The sequence below is a fragment of the Nocardioides panacisoli genome, assembly GCF_039537325.1.
GTDB lineage: Bacteria > Actinomycetota > Actinomycetes > Propionibacteriales > Nocardioidaceae > Nocardioides > Nocardioides panacisoli.
In genome coordinates, this window is the sequence record NZ_BAABAH010000006.1 from 196301 (window position 1) to 212532 (window position 16232).

General features: G+C 71.6%; 15 protein-coding genes. 4 read left to right on the forward strand and 11 right to left on the reverse strand.

What is annotated here, in order from left to right:
- Positions 1 to 16: 16 nt before the first annotated feature.
- Complete coding sequence (locus ABD709_RS11070; RefSeq protein WP_344775293.1) at positions 17 to 880, forward strand: sigma-70 family RNA polymerase sigma factor; 864 nt, start codon at positions 17 to 19, stop codon at positions 878 to 880.
- Positions 881 to 1025: 145 nt separating this feature from the next.
- On the opposite strand, the gene ABD709_RS11075 is transcribed toward ABD709_RS11070, so the two are convergent.
- Positions 1026 to 1982, reverse strand: coding sequence for a TauD/TfdA dioxygenase family protein (locus ABD709_RS11075; protein WP_344775295.1), 957 nt, complete (start codon positions 1980 to 1982; stop codon positions 1026 to 1028).
- A gap of 168 nt (positions 1983 to 2150) precedes the next feature.
- On the opposite strand from ABD709_RS11075, the gene ABD709_RS11080 reads away from it, so the two are divergent.
- The gene (locus ABD709_RS11080; protein WP_344775297.1) at positions 2151 to 3359 is read left to right on the forward strand and encodes an ROK family transcriptional regulator; all 1209 of its coding nucleotides are present in this window, start codon (positions 2151 to 2153) and stop codon (positions 3357 to 3359) included.
- 10 nt (positions 3360 to 3369) lie between these two features.
- On the opposite strand, the gene ABD709_RS11085 is transcribed toward ABD709_RS11080, so the two are convergent.
- From ABD709_RS11085 to ABD709_RS11125, 9 genes are all read right to left on the reverse strand, one after another.
- The gene (locus ABD709_RS11085; RefSeq protein ID WP_344775299.1) at positions 3370 to 4605 is read right to left on the reverse strand and encodes a cytochrome P450; all 1236 of its coding nucleotides are present in this window, start codon (positions 4603 to 4605) and stop codon (positions 3370 to 3372) included.
- Between the two features lie 21 nt (positions 4606 to 4626).
- Entirely contained in the window at positions 4627 to 5151 is a 525-nt protein-coding gene (locus ABD709_RS11090) for a flavin reductase family protein (protein WP_344775301.1), read from the reverse strand.
- Positions 5148 to 5657, reverse strand: a complete 510-nt coding sequence (locus ABD709_RS11095; protein ID WP_344775303.1) for an NADPH-dependent FMN reductase — start codon at positions 5655 to 5657, stop codon at positions 5148 to 5150. The genes ABD709_RS11090 and ABD709_RS11095 overlap by 4 nt, the downstream gene beginning before the upstream one ends.
- Positions 5650 to 7014, reverse strand: a complete 1365-nt coding sequence (locus tag ABD709_RS11100; RefSeq protein WP_344775305.1) for an LLM class flavin-dependent oxidoreductase — start codon at positions 7012 to 7014, stop codon at positions 5650 to 5652. Before ABD709_RS11100 ends, ABD709_RS11095 begins: the two co-directional genes overlap by 8 nt.
- A 20-nt stretch (positions 7015 to 7034) precedes the next feature.
- Positions 7035 to 7877 carry an ABC transporter permease gene (locus ABD709_RS11105; RefSeq protein WP_344775307.1) on the reverse strand — a complete coding sequence of 281 codons (843 nt, stop codon included), beginning with the start codon at positions 7875 to 7877 and terminating at the stop codon, positions 7035 to 7037.
- Positions 7870 to 8694, reverse strand: coding sequence for an ABC transporter ATP-binding protein (locus tag ABD709_RS11110; RefSeq protein ID WP_344775309.1), 825 nt, complete (start codon positions 8692 to 8694; stop codon positions 7870 to 7872). The genes ABD709_RS11105 and ABD709_RS11110 overlap by 8 nt, the downstream gene beginning before the upstream one ends.
- Positions 8695 to 8707: 13 nt before the next feature.
- Positions 8708 to 9721, reverse strand: a complete 1014-nt coding sequence (locus ABD709_RS11115; protein ID WP_344775311.1) for an ABC transporter substrate-binding protein — start codon at positions 9719 to 9721, stop codon at positions 8708 to 8710.
- 73 nt (positions 9722 to 9794) lie between these two features.
- A complete protein-coding gene (locus ABD709_RS11120) occupies positions 9795 to 11060 on the reverse strand; it encodes a Bcr/CflA family efflux MFS transporter (protein WP_344775313.1) in 1266 nt (421 codons plus the stop codon).
- A gap of 66 nt (positions 11061 to 11126) precedes the next feature.
- Complete coding sequence (locus ABD709_RS11125; protein ID WP_344775315.1) at positions 11127 to 12449, reverse strand: cytochrome P450; 1323 nt, start codon at positions 12447 to 12449, stop codon at positions 11127 to 11129.
- A gap of 78 nt (positions 12450 to 12527) precedes the next feature.
- On the opposite strand from ABD709_RS11125, the gene ABD709_RS11130 reads away from it, so the two are divergent.
- Together ABD709_RS11130 and ABD709_RS11135 are read left to right on the forward strand one after the other, a co-directional pair.
- A complete protein-coding gene (locus ABD709_RS11130; RefSeq protein WP_344775317.1) occupies positions 12528 to 13283 on the forward strand; it encodes a beta-phosphoglucomutase family hydrolase in 756 nt (251 codons plus the stop codon).
- Positions 13280 to 15835, forward strand: a complete 2556-nt coding sequence (locus tag ABD709_RS11135; RefSeq protein WP_344775319.1) for a glycoside hydrolase family 65 protein — start codon at positions 13280 to 13282, stop codon at positions 15833 to 15835. The genes ABD709_RS11130 and ABD709_RS11135 overlap by 4 nt, the downstream gene beginning before the upstream one ends.
- A gap of 13 nt (positions 15836 to 15848) precedes the next feature.
- On the opposite strand, the gene trxA is transcribed toward ABD709_RS11135, so the two are convergent.
- Entirely contained in the window at positions 15849 to 16196 is a 348-nt protein-coding gene (gene trxA, locus ABD709_RS11140) for a thioredoxin (protein WP_344775321.1), read from the reverse strand.
- Positions 16197 to 16232: the final 36 nt, after the last annotated feature.

Below are 16232 nucleotides of genomic sequence, written 5' to 3' on the forward strand. Positions count from 1 at the left end.
GCGAGAGGATGTGCCCGTGCCAGAGATCGACGACCTGACAGCAGTGTTCGAGGAGGAGCGCCCGCGGCTGCGGGCGGTGGCCGTGCGGATGCTCGGCTCGCCCGACGACGCCGACGACGTGCTGCAGGAGGCGTGGCTGCGCTGGTCGGCGGTCGAGCCGGGGGAGATCGAGAAGCCCGCCGCGTGGCTGACCACGGTGGTGTCGCGGATCTGCCTCGACCGGCTCCGGTCCCGCGGCCGCCGCGACGAGACGGACCTCGACCATGCTGCTCCGCTGCCGGCGACCACGCCGGGTCCGGCCGAGGAGTCGGAGCTCGCCGACTCGGTCGACGCGGCGCTGCTCGTGGTGCTCGACCTGCTCTCCCCGGCGGAGCGGCTCTCGTTCGTCCTGCACGACCTGTTCGGCGTGCCGTTCGACGACATCGCGGCGATCACGGGCCGCACCCCCGCCGCCGTACGCCAGCTCGCCAGCCGCGGCCGGCGTCGCGTGCAGGACCCATCCGCCGCCGAGGCGGCCGAGGCGAAGGCGCGGCAGCAGCGGGTCGTGGACGCCTTCTTCGCGGCCTCGCGGGCCGGCGAGTTCGACCGGCTGCTCGAGCTGCTCGACCCCGACGCCGTCGTCCGTGCCGACGGGGAGGTGGTGCGGATGGGCGCCGCCGGCCTGATCACCGGGGCGCAGGCGGTCGCCGAGCGGTTCTGCGGCCAGGCGCGGGCGGTGCTGCCGATCAGGCTCGACGGGTACGCCGCCGGCGTCTGGCAGGTCCACCGCGAGCCCAAGGTCGTCTTCGGCTTCGTCATCAACGACGAGGGCCGGATCGTCGAGATCGAGCAGCTCGCCGAGCCGACGGTGCTCGCGGCGCTCGACCTCGCCCGCGACTAGGGCTCCGAGAAGACTGACGGGCCGGGCGGCTCCGTGGGTGCACACGGAGCCGCCCGGCCCGAGCATGGGGACCGGCCCGGCCTGTCCCGGCCGGCAGCGGTCTGCCAAGACCGGCCGGCTCCGCCGGAGACGCGCTCGGCCCGATCTAACTGATCAGGTCGTCGAGGCGGTTGTAGACGCCGGCGTCGCCCTCGATCACCCGGCTCCGCCGCCCGTCGATGCTGACCGGCACGTCGCCCTGCACCGTGATCCGGCGGACCTCCCGCGGCTGGGTGTCGAAGTCGGCGACCGCGTAGTGCTGGGTGGCGCGGTTGTCCCAGATCGCGACGTCGCCGTGCTGCCAGTGCCAGCGGATGGTGTTCTCGAGCTTGGTGACCCGGTCCTGGAGCAGGTTGAACAGGACCGCGGACTCCTTGGCGTTGAAGCCGCTGAACTGCTTCACGAAGTGGCCCAGCACCAACGTGCGCTCGCCGGTCTCCGGGTGGACCCGGACCACCGGGTGCTCGGTCTGGTAGACCGACGAGGTGAACTGCTGGCGGTAGAAGTCGGTGTCCTCGTCGCGGACGCTGCCGTCCTCGCCGTACTGGTGGGCGTAGTCGTAGTCGTTCGAGTGCACCGCCCACAGGCCGTCGACGAGCGCCTTGAGCGCCGGCGGGAGCGTCTCGTAGGCCGTCGCGGTGTTGGCCCAGTTGGTGCTGCCGCCGTACGCCGGGATGGTGACGCCGCGCAGGATCGAGAACGCCGGCACCCGGTCGACGAACGTCACGTCGGTGTGCCAGGAGTTGGCGGCCATGCCACGGGTCGCCTTGAGCGAGAGCACCCGCGCGCTGCCGGTGTTGACCGTCGGGTGCGCGGTCGTGAGCGGACCGAGCAGCTCGCCGAACGCGATCTGCTGGTCGTCGTCGAGGTGCTGCTGGCCGCGGATGAAGACGACCTTGTGCTCGAGGATCGCCGCCCGGATCGCGGCGACCGTCTCGGCCGGCAGGTCACCACCGAGGCGCACGCCGTCGATCCGGGCGCCGATCCGGCTGCCCAGCTTGTGGACGGAGATGGCCGTGGCGCCGGTGTGGGGCGCCGCGTCGCGCTCGATGCTGATCGTCATGGATTCCTCCTGAGGACGGTGGTCTGGAGCTCCTCAACCGTCCGTGGCGGAGCGTGTCCCGGACAAGGTTTCCGATCCCGGTGATCCGAAAGCCGACCGCTGGGCGAGCCGGTACGACGGCGGCAGCCCGGCATGTCCTATCGTTAGTCTTGTTATTCACTAGACAAAGTGTCGGAGGTGTCCGTGCAGGTCTCGCCGATGATCACCGTCGCCCGCGGCCGCTTCGGGTCGCCCGCGGCCCAGGTGCTCGAGCTGGTCCGCGCCGAGGGCATCGTCCACCGCGACGAGCTCGCGGCGCGCACCGGGCTCAGCGTCGCCACCGTGGGCCGTGCCGTCGGGCAGCTGGTGGACGCCGGCCTGCTCCAGGAGCGGCCGGACCGCAGCCGCACCGGCGCCGTCGGCCGTCCCGGTGTCCCCGTGGAGGTCGATGGCGAGCGGTTCGTGAGCATCGGCGTGCACATCGGCCGCCGGATCGCGACCGTCGCCCTCGGCGACCTCACCGGCAAGGTGATCGCCCACGAGACCCTGCGGCGGGAGCGCGGCGACGATCCCGACCTCGACCGGCTGAGCCGGGTGGCCGCCGGGCTGCTCGGCAACCTGCCGGGGCGGGCGCCGCTCGCGGCCGGGCTGGTCGCGCCGTGGCGTGAGCTCGGCCTGAGCTCCGAGAAGCTCGGGGCCGAGCTGCACGACCTCACCGGGCTCGACGTACGCACCGCCGACCACGTCGCCGCCGTCGCAGCGACCGAGTTCCTGCACCGCCGGCACGGCACGACCGGGGTGACGCTCTACGTCTACGCCCGCGAGACGATGGGCTTCGCGGTCGCCGTCGACAAGGGCGCGCAGACGGAGGTGTCGCGGGTGGGCAGCCTCACCCACTTCCCGACGGGCGCGACGACCTCCTGCCCCTGCGGGCGCACCGGCTGCCTCGAGGTCACCGCCGGCGACGAGGCGGTCGTCGCCCAGGCGATCGCGGCCGGCGCGATCTCCGAGCCGACCATCGACGCGGTCTACGCCGCCGTCGGCGACCAGCTCGTCCGCACCCTGCTGCGCAACCGCGCGCGGGTGCTCGGCCAGGTCGCCGCCTCCGTGCGGGACATGGTCGCGCCCGACCGCGTGGTCCTCGTCGGTCAGGCCTTCACGGGCTGCAGCGCGGTGCTCGACGACATCAGCCGCGCGTTCGCCGAGACCACCGCCCACGGCGACGTCCCCGTCTCGTTCACCCGCTTCGGCTCGGGCATCCAGGCGATCGCGGCCTGCACCATCGGGCTCGGCCCGGTGTACGACGACCCGCTCGGCATCGTCCCGCACCGGGTGAAGCGCACCGTGCGCCCGCCGGTCGGCGTACGTCCGGGAGCGGCGGAGCCGGCCGGCGCGTGAGAGCCGGCGGTCAGCCCAGCGTCAGCGGCACCGACAGCGGCCGCCGGACGTAGGCGCCGGGGGCCCAGGCGATCGCGTCGGGGTCGACGTCGAAGTCGGGCACCCGGGCGAGCAGCTCCTCGAGGGCGACCCGCGCCTGGAGGCGGGCGGCTGCGGCACCGAGGCAGTGGTGGTGGCCCTGGCTGAAGGTGAGGATCTGGGTGGGGCGCCGGCGGATGTCCAGCACCTCGGCGTCCTCGCCGTACTTCCGCGGGTCGCGGTTGGCGGCGCCGTAGAGCAGCAGCACCCGCCGCCCGGCGGGGATCACCGTGCCGTGCACCTCGACGTCACGGGTGACGGTCCGGGCGAGACCCTGGACCGGGGCGGTCAGCCGCAGCAGCTCCTCGACGGCGTCGGGCACCAGACCCGGGTCGGCGGCCAGCGCCCTGCGCTGGTCTGCATCGGCCGCGAGCAGCGGCATGGACCCGCCGAGCAGGCCGGTCGTCGTGTCGTTGCCGCCGGTGACCATGGTGAAGACGAAGGCAAGGATCCCCAGCAGGTCCGGACCGTCCTCCTCCGCGGTCGCGGCTACGAGGTGCGAGACGGTGTCCTCGCTCGTCTCCCCGCGCGCCTGCTCGGCGCGGCGGCGCTCGACCAGGTCCGAGAAGTAGGCCATCAGCTCCATGGTCGCCCCGGCGGCGCCGGCGGTGGCACCCGCGACACCGTCGGCGGCGTTCGCCGACACGATCGCCGAGGACCAGTCGTCGAACCGCGCCCGGTCGGCCTCGGGGACGCCGAGGTAGTGCGCGACGACCATGCTCGGCAGCGGCTTGAACAGCTCGGCCACGACGTCGCCGCCGCCGGCGGCCCGCAGCCGCTCGACGCGCTCCACCACGAACGCCCGCACCGCGGGCTCGATCTCCTCGACCTGCCGGGGCGTGAACCCGCGGGCCACCAGCCGGCGGAACGTCGTGTGCACCGGTGGGTCGGTCATGACGAACGGCCGGTTGTCGGCCAGCCCGATCTTCTCGAGGTCGTCGTAGGCGACGGTCAGCCCCTGCGCGCTGCTGAACGTCTCGGTGTCCACCGCGGCGGCGAGCACGTCGGCGTGCCGGGTGAGGACGTAGTAGTCGTGCTCGGGATGCCGCTCGGGCACCACGTGGTGCACGGGGTCGTGCTCCCGGAGGGCGGCGTACGACGCCCACGGCTCGCGCCATGCGTCGCCGCCCCCCGGGACGTAGCGGGCTTCGGCCTGAACGGTCCTCATCCCACCATTGTGGAACACGTTCTAGCGGGCGTCGACCCCCGCTACCGCCGCGGCCAGCCGGCCGAACGCACTGCGGTGGAAGACCAGCGGCTCGATGTCGTCGGTGTGCGCGACGGCGTGCAGCTCCAGCAGGACCAGCACGTGGTCGCCGGCGTCCACCTCGCGGTAGATCGTCGTGTCGAACATCGCGAGACCGTCGTCGACCAGTACCGCGCCGCCGTCGGTCACCGTGACGTCCACCCCGTCGAAGCGCCGCTCCACCGGCCCCGCCAGCTGCCGGCACAGCGGACCGTGATGGTCCGCGAGCACCGTCACGCCGAGCCGCTCGGCGCGTCGCAGGTCCGGCCAGGTCTTGGAGGCCGTGGCCAGGTTGATGGAGACGAGTGGCGGGTCGAGGCTGACGCTGGTGAAGCTGCTGGCAGCCAGGCCGACGAGCTCGCCGTCGACCTCCGCGGCCACGGCGACGACGCCGGTCGGGAACACGCCGAACGCCTGCCGCAGGCGCACCGGGTCGAGGTCCTGGTTGGTGGTGAAGGCGACCGTCATGCTCGCCTCCCGAGGAGGTCGGCGACGACCGGCCGGGTGGCGTCGAGCCAAGGCCGGTAGGGCTCGGGGTCGTCGTGCTCCTTGTCGATGACGTAGAGCCCGCGGCCCGGGACCGTGGCACCGAGCTCGGTCAGCACCGGGCGGAGGGTGAGCTCCGGGGCCAGCGCGTGCGCCCACGAACCGCCGAGCAGCAGCGGCACCGCCAGCCCCGTCAGCCCGGTCCCGCCGGCGAACCGGTCGAGGAAGAGCTTGAGCAGGCCGGTGTAGGTGCCCTTGTACGTCGGCGAGGCCACGACCACCAGGTCCGACTTCCCGACCGCGTCCACGAGGCCCGAGACCTCCGCGGAGGACCAGTCGAGGAGCTCGGCGCCGACGGTCGCGAGGTCGACCACCAGGTCCGGCTCGCGCCCGCTCAGCTCGCGCGCGACCAGGGTCGCCGCGGCCAGCGTGCGCGAGGCCGGCTTGGGGTTGCCGACGACGACGGCGACCTGCCCGGGGCTAGACAAGCTCTGCCTCCCGCTCGTCGGCCACGCCCGCGTAGAGGCTGTCGGGACGGGGCAGGCCGTAGTGGTCGCGCAGGGTGGTGCCGGAGTACTCCGTGCGGAAGAGCCCGCGGTCCTGCAGGATCGGCACCACCGTGGCGGTGAACGCGTCGAGCAGCTGCGGGTAGAGCGGCGGCATCACGTTGAAGCCGTCGGCCGCGCCGTTCTCGAACCACTCGGTGATGATGTCGGCGACCTGCAGCGGCGTGCCGGCCACGACGTTGTGCCCGCGGCCGCCGGCCAGGCGGTGCAGCAGCTGGCGCAGCGTGGGCCGGTCGCGCTCGACGATGTTCGCGACCACCATCAGCCGGCTGCGGTTGTTGTCGAGCACGTCGCCGGAGCCGGCGAACAGCTCCAGCGGCACCTCCTCGTCGAGGTCGAGGTGGCCGAGCGAGACGCCGCCGAGGCCCTCGAGCTGCGCGAGCCCGTAGGCCGGAACCGTCAGCGAGTTGATGTGGTCCTGCAGCTCCTTGGCCTCGGCCTCGGTGTCACCGAGGAAGGGGCTGATGCCCGGCAGCACCTTGACGTGGTCGGGGTTGCGGCCGAGCTTGACCGCACGCGACTTGATGTCGTCGTAGAAGGCGCGCGCGTCGCCGATCGTCTGGTGGGCGGTGAAGATCGCCTCCGCGTTGCGGGCGGCGAACGCCCGGCCTTCGTTGGACGAGCCTGCCTGGACGTAGACCGGCCGGCCCTGCGGCGACCGGGGCGCGGCCAGAGCGCCCTCGACCTGGTAGTAGGTGCCGACGTGGTTGATCGCGTGCACTTTCTCCGGGTCGAAGAACAGCCCGGACGCACGGTCGGCGAGGACCGCGTCGTCCTCCCACGAGTCCCAGAGCTTGGTGACGACGTCGAGAAACTCCTGGGCGCGCGCGTAGCGCTCCTCCGGGGACGGGATCTGCTTCAGGTTGAAGTTCCGCGCCACCGAGTCCGACTGCGTGGTCACGATGTTCCAGCCGGCCCGGCCGCCCGAGGCGATGTCGACCGACGAGAACAGGCGGGCCAGGTTGTAGGGCTCGTAGAACGTCGTGGACGCGGTCGCGATCAGGCCGATCCGCTGGGTGCGGGCGCCGATCGCGGCGAGCCGGGTGATCGGCTCGAGGTGCGCGGTCGGGCGGTACGGCGTCGCCGACCACAGGCCGGGCGAGTCCGCGAAGAAGATCGCGTCGAGCTTCGCGGCCTCCGCGGCCTGGGCCTGCTCGATGTAGAACTCGATGTCGTGCGCCCGCTCGACCGAGGAGTCCGCGTGGCGCCAGGACGCCTCGTGGTGGCCGGTGTCGTGCAGGAACGCGTTGAGCGAGAGCTGTCGGTTCTTCTTGGTCATGTCTGTCGTCTCCTTGAGGGTCAAGCCGGGCGCCAGCGCGAGAAGCGGCGCTCCAGCGCGACCAGGGCGTAGTTGACGGCGACGCCGATGATCGAGGTGGTGATGATCGCGGCGTACATCTTGGGGATGAGGAAGTTGAACTGCGAGTAGTTGATGAGGAAGCCGAGGCCCGCGGTGGCGCCGATCATCTCGGCGGCGATGAGGACGAGGATCGCGGCGGCGCCGGAGATCCTGATGCCGGTGAAGATGGTCGGCAGCGCGGCCGGGAAAACGACCTTGCGGAAGGTCGCGACCGCCGACAGGTTCAGCACCTTCGCCGATCGCAGCAGCTGCGGGTCGACGGTGGCGACGCCGGTGATCGTGGACAGCAGGATCGGGAAGAAGCAGGCGTAGACGACGATCGCGATCTTCGACGTCTCCCCGATGCCGAGCAGCAGCGTGAACACCGGGAGGATCGCCAGCGCCGCGGTGTTGCGGAACAGCTCGAGCACCGGCTGGAAGAACTCGCGGACCGGGCGGTACCACGCGATCGCGGCACCGAGCGGGATCGCGATCAGGATCGCGAGCGAGAAGCCGATCCCGGACCGCACCAGGCTGGCCTTGACGTGCTTGAGCAGCTCGCCGTCGGTCGCCATGCTCCACCACTCCTGGAGGACGACGTGCAGCGGCGGGATGAAGTAGCTGTCGACCAGCCCCATCCGCGGCGCCGCCTCCCAGATCACCGCGAGGGTGAGCAGGCCCGCGGCACCGCGGGCCAAGGTGACCGCCCGCCGCCGCCGGGGCGAGGCGCCCTTGGCCCGGACCGCCTCCTCCTGGCGCGGGTTCGGCCGCGCCTCGGTCTTCTCCGCGAGCAGGCTAGGCACTGGCGAGCTCCTTGTCGGGTACGGCGTCCAGGTGCTGCTGCCGCAGCAGCGACCAGACGTGGTGGCGGTAGTCGCCGAACCGGCGCGAGGCCCGGATGTCCGTCTCGCCCGCGTCGTCGCGGTCCAGGTCGATCCCGATGGTCTCCCTGATCCGGCCGGGCCGGGAGCTCATGACGGCGACCCGCTGGCCCAGGAAGACGGCCTCCTCGATGTCGTGGGTGATGAACACGATCGTGGTGCCGAGGCGGCGCCAGATCCCGACCAGCTCCTCCTGGAGCCGCTCCCGGGTCTGCGCGTCGAGGGCGCCGAACGGCTCGTCCATCAGCAGCACCTCCGGCTCGTAGGAGAGGCTCCGGGCGATGGCGACGCGCTGCTTCATGCCGCCGGACAGCTCGTGCGGGTAGCGGTTGGCGAACTCGCTCAGACCCACGAGCTCGAGGTACTCCCGGGCCGTGGCCGCGCGCTGCCGCTTGGTGCTGCCGCCCTTGGCCTCCAGCGCGAACTCGACGTTCGCCGCGGCCGTCCGCCAGGGCAGCAGCGTGTACTGCTGGAAGACGACGCTCCGGTCGAGGCCCGGGCCGGTGATGGGCCGGCCGTCGATGGTCAGCCGGCCGCTGCTCGGCGTGGCCAGGCCGGCGATCAGGTCGAGCACCGTCGACTTGCCGCAGCCGGAGGGTCCGACCAGGGTCAGGAACTCACCGGCTCCGACCGTGAGGTCGACGTCGTCGAGGGCGACGAACTCCCGGAGCTGCTTGTCGTCGTCGCCGCGGACCCAGAAGGTCTGTCCGACGTGGCTCAGCTCGATGCGTGAACTCATGGGTCTCTCGCTCTCAGGCGTTGGGGTTGAACTCGTTGGTGTAGACGTCGGACACGTCGAGGTCGCCGTCGAGGTCACCGCGGTCCTGGAGCCACTTCGTCCAGCGGGAGATGTCCTCGTCGTGGATCACGGGGTGGGCGTCGAGACCCGTGGTGCCGGGGAAGTTCGTCTGGATGGCCGGGATGTAGTCCTCGAAGCCCTCCTTCTTGAGGTAGGGGAAGTAGACGTCGAAGACCTGCTGCTTGGTGTGCGTCTCGATGAAATCGATGGCGGCGGCGATGCCCTCGACGAGCTCGCGGGTGGTGTCGGGGTTGTCCTTGATGAAGTCGTCGCGCATCGCGAGGCCGCCGCCGGCGTAGGGGCCGCCGACGACCTTCACGTCGTCGGTGAGCTCGCGCACGCCGAACTGCTGCTTCATCTGCTCGTAGCCGAGGAATCCGACGACCGCGGCGTCCACCTGACCCTTCTGCAGGGCGTCGGGGGTGTTGAGGGGCGGGAGCGGGACCAGGGTGACGTCGTCGGGGTCCACCCCCTCCTGCTCGAACCAGGTGTCGAGCACGGCCTCCGCGTTGGCGCCGAGGGTGTTGACCGCGATCTTCTTGCCGACGAGGTCCTGGGCACTCTTGATGTCGGAGTCGTCGAGGACGACGACCTTCTGGTTGGACTTGTCGTTGGAGCCGTAGGAGGGGATGACCGCCTTGATCGGCGCTCCGGTCGAGGCCAGCTGGGCGATCGCGCCGTAGAACGCGTTGGCGGAGATGTCGGTCTGGTTCGACAGCACGGCCTGCAGGGACTGGGGTCCGCCGGTCACGTCGCCCTCGCGCTTGAGGGTGAGTCCGTCGAGCTTGCCGAGCGCATCGGCGAGCAGGAGCGGGTCGACCGCGCCGGCGTAGCTCTGGTAGCGGATGGTGGTCTCCTCGCCACCAGTCGCGCCGCTCGCCTTGCAGCCGGTGAGGGCGGCCAGGCCGAGGACGAGAGCGAGGAAGAGGGCAGGGAGGCGTGTGGAGCCGGGGAGTACTCGGTTCATGGAAACAACCTAAGGTCGACTGACTTACTCCTCTATGGTTCTGATCGGGCTGACCAGATGTGCGTGGGGTGCGTCACGCGAAGGCGGCCTCGCTCACCGGGTGCCGAGCGATCCACGCCCGGCCGAGGGCGAAGCTGAGCGACGCGAGCATGGACATCGACGTCATCACCAGCCCCATCGTCACGGCGGAGCCGACGCCGCCGATCAGCCCGGCCATTGGTGTGACGAGGGCGCTGATGCCGAACATGAACAGGCCGAGCATCGCCGATCCGGCCCCGGTCAGGCCGCGGGCCTGCTCCATCGCCAGCCCCATGCAGTTGCCCATCACCAGGTTGCTGAAGAACGCGTTGCCGAAGACCGGGACCACCATGAGCAGTGGCCACGGCGACAGCGCGGCGGCGACGACCAGCAGGCAGCACAGCACCGCGCCGGGCAGGGCACGAGCGACGGTGCGCGCGGGATGGTGGCGGCGCCGGGCGAGCCGGGCGGACAGGAACCCGGCGGACGTCATGCCCAGGGCGTTGACCGCGAACGCGATGCCGAAGACCAGCGGCGTGAAGCCGAGCACGTCCTGGTAGACGAAGGACGCGCTGGCGACGTAGGACATCACCGAGCCGACGCAGAGCCCGAGCGTGAGCGCGTAGGTGACGTACGCCGGCCGCGCGACCACCCTCGCGAGGTCGCCGTAGTCGAGGCGGGGCGAGCGCTGCTCGGGCGGCAGGGTCTCCCGTACGACGACCACGGTCACGACCAGCTGGACCGCGACGACCACGGCGAGCACGGCCAGGACCCCCCGCCAGGGCAGGAAGGCGGCGAGCGCGCCGCCCGCCGCCGGCGCGACCACAGGGACCGCGCCGACGGTGGTCATCATCAGGGCGAGCGCCCGGACGCCGGCGTACCCCTTCGCGAGGTCCGCCACCATCGCGCGGGCGATCACCATGCCGGAGGCGGCCGAGAGCGCCTGCACCAGGCGGGCGCCGATCAGCACACCGATCGTCGGCGCGAGCACCACCGCGACCGACGACACGACCGTGATCGCGTTGCTGACCAGCAGCGTGGACCGGCGGCCGTACCGGTCGGACAGCGGGCCCCACACCGGCTGCCCGACCGACACGCCGACCAGGTAGGCCGTCAGCGTGAGCTGGACCAACCCGGGCGAGGTCGCCAGGTCCCGGCGGATCTCCGGGAAGCTGGCGAGGTAGAGGTCGACCGCGAGCGGCGAGAACGCCGCGATGAACGCGAGGGTCACCAGCAGCCGGAGCGGGACCGCCTCCTCGGAGTCACCGGTGTCGCCGGTGTCGTCGGGGATCGCTGCCGGTGCGGGTGCCGTCGTCGTCACAACGCGGACAAGCGCCGCGCTTCCGCTCTTGTTTCGATTCCGCTCAGGGTGAGCGCAGGGCGTGACTCAGACCGTGGCGCCGGCGAGCTGGTCGCCGTACAGCAGCACCGGCAGGGCCTCGACGCCGTAGACCGCCGACAGCTTGCGGAAGTCCAGGTCGCCGATGTCCGCCGCCATGGCCAGGTCGGGGAACCGCTGGGCCAGCATCCGCAGCGCGGTGCGCAGCTCCATCCGCGCCAGCTCCGCCCCGACGCAACGGTGCATGCCCCACCCGAAGGACAGGTGCCGGGTGGGCTCGCGCGTGGGGTCGAAGGTACCGAGGTCGTCGCCCAGCCGCGGGTCGCGGTTGGCCGCGAGGAGGGAGACGCCGACGGCGTCGCCCTCCTTGATCAGCCGGCCGCCGATCTCGACGTCCTTCTTGGCGAACCGCAGGAACGCCAGCTGCACGACGCAGAGGTGCCGTAGCAGCTCCTCGACGACGCGGTCGACCGACTCCGGGTCGGAACGCAGCATCTCCCCCGCCGCCGGGGTGGTGGTGATCAGGTAGGCGCCGAGCGCGAGCATCGACGCGCTCGTCTCGTAGCCGCCGAGGAAGACGCCGTCCGCGATCCCGCCGAGGGTGACGTCGTCCAGCTCGTCGCCGTGCTCCTTCAGCAGGCCGCCGATGAGCCCGTCCCGGGGAGCGTCGCGCTGCTCCCGGACGGCGTTGATGAGGAACTCCCGCGTGTGCGCGGCCGCGCCGAAGACGCCGACGCCGCCCTCGGTGAGGTCGAACCGGGCGACGCCGAGGTCGAGGAAGCGCTTGCGGTCCTCGACCGGGAGGTCGAGCAGGTCGCAGATGACGTCGAACGGCACGGCGAACGCGAACTCCTGGACGAGGTCGACGGCGCGTCCCCCGGCCCCTGCCGCCTCCATCGCGTCCAGCCGGGCCTCGACGATCCGCTCGATCCCGGGCTGCAACCGCGCGAGGCGGCGCATCGTGAACTCCGGGGTGAGGTACCGACGCAGCTGGGTGTGCAGCGGCGGGTCGGTCATGCCGAGGCCACCGATCTGCTCCTCCTCGGCGCGGCCGTCCTGCGACACGAACTGCCCCAGGTCGTTGGACCACGTCTCGGGACCGCCCGAGAGCAGCTCGCGCGCCTCGTCGTACCCGCTCACCAGCCAGACGCCCTTGCCGAAGAGGTCGGCGAGCTTCGTCACCGGCGCGGAGCCCTGCGTCTCGATCAGCTCCGGGACCGGGTCGAGGCCGTCGCGCCGCAGCGGGAAGGTCAGGTGGTCGGGCAGGAACCGCAGCTTCCGGAGGTCGATCCCGTCACGCATCGTCCGGTTCAGCAACCAGATGCCGACGCGCCGCTTCACGAGTCCGAGCGGGTCGAACGGGAGCACCATGGCCGTATTCCACCAGACCACCCGCCCGTCACGAAGCGGAAACCCCTCGGGGATCACCCCATCGTTACCCTGACGTCCATGCAGGAACTCGTGGACTGGAGCCGGTACGACGCGGCGCTGTTCGATCTCGACGGCGTGGTGACGCCCACCGCGGAGGTGCACATGCACGCCTGGTCGGCGATGTTCAACGCCTACCTGACCGAGCGGGCCGAGCGCGAGGGCGCGCCACCGCCGGCGCCCTACACCGACGAGGACTACTACGCGTACGTCGACGGCAAGCCGCGCTACGACGGCGTGCGGTCGTTCCTCGCCTCGCGCGACATCGTGCTCCCCGAGGGCAGCGCCGACGACCCGCCGGACGCCGAGACCGTCAGCGGCGTGGGCAACCGCAAGAACCTCTACTTCTCCAAGGTCCTCGACGAGGACGGCGTCCAGGCCTACCCCGGCTCCCTGAAGCTGCTCGAGGCGCTCAAGGAGCGCGGGGTCGCGATGGCGATCGTGTCCTCCAGCCGCAACGCGCCGGCCGTGCTGGACGCAGCCGGTGTCACCGACTTCTTCGCCACCGTCGTGCACGGCGGTGTCGCCGCCGAGCTGCACCTCGACGGGAAGCCGGCGCCGGACACGTTCCTCGCGGCGGCCGAGAAGCTCGGCGTCACGGCCGACCGTGCGGTCGTCCTCGAGGACGCGATCAGCGGCGTCGCCGCCGGCCGCGCCGGCGGGTTCGGCCTGGTCGTCGGCGTGGACCGCGGCGCCGGCCACGACGCCCTGACCGAGAACGGCGCGGACGTGGTGGTCACCGACCTCGAGCAGCTCCTCCCGGGGGACGCCGCGTGAACGTCCCGCCGGAGGGCCCGTCGCACCACGCGCCCCCGGTCCGCGACCCGCTCGACCGCACCCGCTTCCCCGCCGACGAGTGGCGGCTCGTGGAGACCCGGTTCAACCTCGACGACGTCGGCGTCACCGAGTCCCTGTTCGCGGTCGGCAACGGCTACCTCGGCATGCGCGGCAACTTCTCGGAGAGTCGCGACGCCCACGTCGACGGCACCTACGTCAACGGCTTCCACGAGACCTGGCCGATCCTGCACGCCGAGGAGGCCTACGGGTTCGCGCGGGTCGGCCAAACCATCGTCAACGCACCGGACTCCAAGGTGATCCGGCTCTACGTCGACGACGAGCCGCTGCAGATGTCGACCTCCGACCTGCACGAGTACTCCCGGCACCTCGACTTCCGCACCGGCGTGCTGACCCGCGAGCTGGTGTGGCGCACGCCGGGCGGCAAGCGGGTGCAGCTCAAGAGCACGCGGATGGTCTCGCTGACCCAGCGGCACCTGGCGCTGATGACGTTCGAGGTGACGTCGCTCGACGAGAAGGCGTCGCTGGTGCTGTCCTCCCAGGTCCTCAACCGCCAGGACCACGCCGGAGAGCTGCCGGACGAGGTGGCGCCGGAGGTGGCCGACCCGCGCAAGGCGGACTCCTTCGACCGTCGAGTCCTCGAGCCCCAGCTGGCGACGGCCGACGAGGAGCGCGGCCGGATCCGGCTCGGCTACCGGTGCGCCGAGAGCAAGATGACGCTCGGCATCGTCGCCGACCACACGCTGGAGACCGAGGCGCCCTACTCCAGCCGCGTGCACGCCGAGGACGACCTCGCGAAGGTCATCTACCGCGTGAACGCCGAGGCGGGGCAGACGGTCCGGCTGACGAAGCTGGTCTCGGTGCACACCTCCCGTGGCGTACCGGCGATCGAGCTCATCGACCGGTGCGAGCGCACCCTCGACCGCGCCGCCGAGCAGGGCGTGCGGGCGATCCTCGACGAGCAGAAGGAATGGCTCGACGCGTTCTGGGCGCGCTGCGACGTCGAGATCCCCGGCCATCCCGACCTCCAGCAGGCGGTGCGCTGGAACCTCTTCTCGATCGCCCAGGCGTCGGCCCGGGCGGAGTCGCAGGGCATCCCGGCGAAGGGGGTGACCGGCTCCGGCTACGGCGGCCACTACTTCTGGGACACCGAGATCTACGTGATGCCGTTCCTCACCTACACGATGCCGTACGCCGCCCGGAACGCGCTGCGCTTCCGTTACAGCCTTCTCGACTACGCCCGCGAGCGGGCCGGTGAGCTCGCCCAGCGCGGCGCGCTGTTCCCGTGGCGGACCATCAACGGCAACGAGGCCTCCGCCTACTACGCAGCCGGCACCGCGCAGTACCACATCGACGCCGACATCGCCTACGCGCTGAGCCAGTACATCGGCGCCACCGGCGACCAGGAGTTCCTCGGTCGCGAGGCGGTCGACATCTTCGTCGAGACCGCTCGGCTGTGGGCCGACCTCGGGTTCTGGCGTGACGAGCCGACGTCCGAGGGGCAGGGTCGGACCTTCCACATCCACGGCGTCACCGGGCCGGACGAGTACACGACCGTCGTGAACGACAACCTCTACACGAACGCGCTCGCCCGCTTCAACCTGCGCCGCGCGGCCCACGCGGTGTGGACGTTGCAGCGGGACGACCCGGAGGCCTACGCCGACCTGGTGCGCCGGACCAAGCTGCGGGAGGAGGAGCCGGAGGAGTGGGACGAGTGCGCGGAGCACATGGCGATCCCGTTCGACGACTACCTCGGCATCCACCCGCAGGACGCCCACTTCCTCGAGCGGGAGATGTGGGACCTCGAGAACACGCCGATGGACATGCGGCCCCTGCTGCTGCACTACCACCCCCTGGTCATCTACCGGTTCCAGGTGCTCAAGCAGGCCGATGTCGTGCTCGCCCTCTACCTGCAGGGGGCCGACTTCACGCCCGAGCAGAAGCAGGCCGACTTCGAGTACTACGACCCGATCACGACGGGTGACTCGACCCTCTCCGCGGTGGTGCAGTCGATCATCGCCGCGGAGGTCGGCTACCACGAGCTGGCGCTGCGCTACTTCCACTCCGCACTGTTCGTCGACCTCGCCGACCGGCACAACAACACCGCCGACGGCGTGCACGTGGCCTCGACGGGGGGCGTGTGGAGTGCGCTGGTCGCCGGGTTCGGCGGCTTCCGCGACCTCGGTGTCCAGCGCGGCGACGACCAGTGGTGCATCGACCCCCGGCTCCCGGAGTCGTGGACGTCGCTGACCTACCGGCTGACCCTGCACGGCACGCGCGTGCGGGTGACGGTGCGGGCGACCGAGCTGGAGCTCACGATCGAGGACGGCCCGGGGCCGGTGCTGTTCAAGGTGCGCGAGGAGCTGGTGACGGTCAAGCCGGAGGAGCCGTCGGTCGTGGCGCTCGCAGACCAGGGGCCGCGGATCGCGGGCGAGCCGCCGAACCCGGCGGGCATGCAGCGCGCCGACGGCACCGTCATCTCGGCGATCGTCCCGTCCGGCGAGGACCCCGCGGAGCACCCGCCGCCGAGCTGATCCCGGGCGGGGGTCAGCCCTCGGTCGACTCCGCGCGCGCGGCCTCGACGTCGAAGTCGCGCACCGCGGCGATGACCTGGTCGAGCGCGGGCGCGGGGAGGGCGCCGGCCTGCGAGAAGACCAACGTGCCCTTCTTGAAGGCCATCAGCGTCGGGATCGAGCTGACCCGCGCGGCCGAGGAGAGCTGCTGCTCCTCCTCGGTGTTGACCGACGCGAAGACGATGTCGTCGTTCGCCTCGGCGGCCGCCTCGTAGACGGGGGCGAACATCCGGCACGGTCCGCACCAGGACGCCCAGAAGTCGACGAACACGATGTCGTTGTCGAGCACGGTCTGCTCGAAGGTCTCGGCGGTCAGGTCCATCGTCGACATGGTGCAGTCAACGGTACGCCGTCCCCG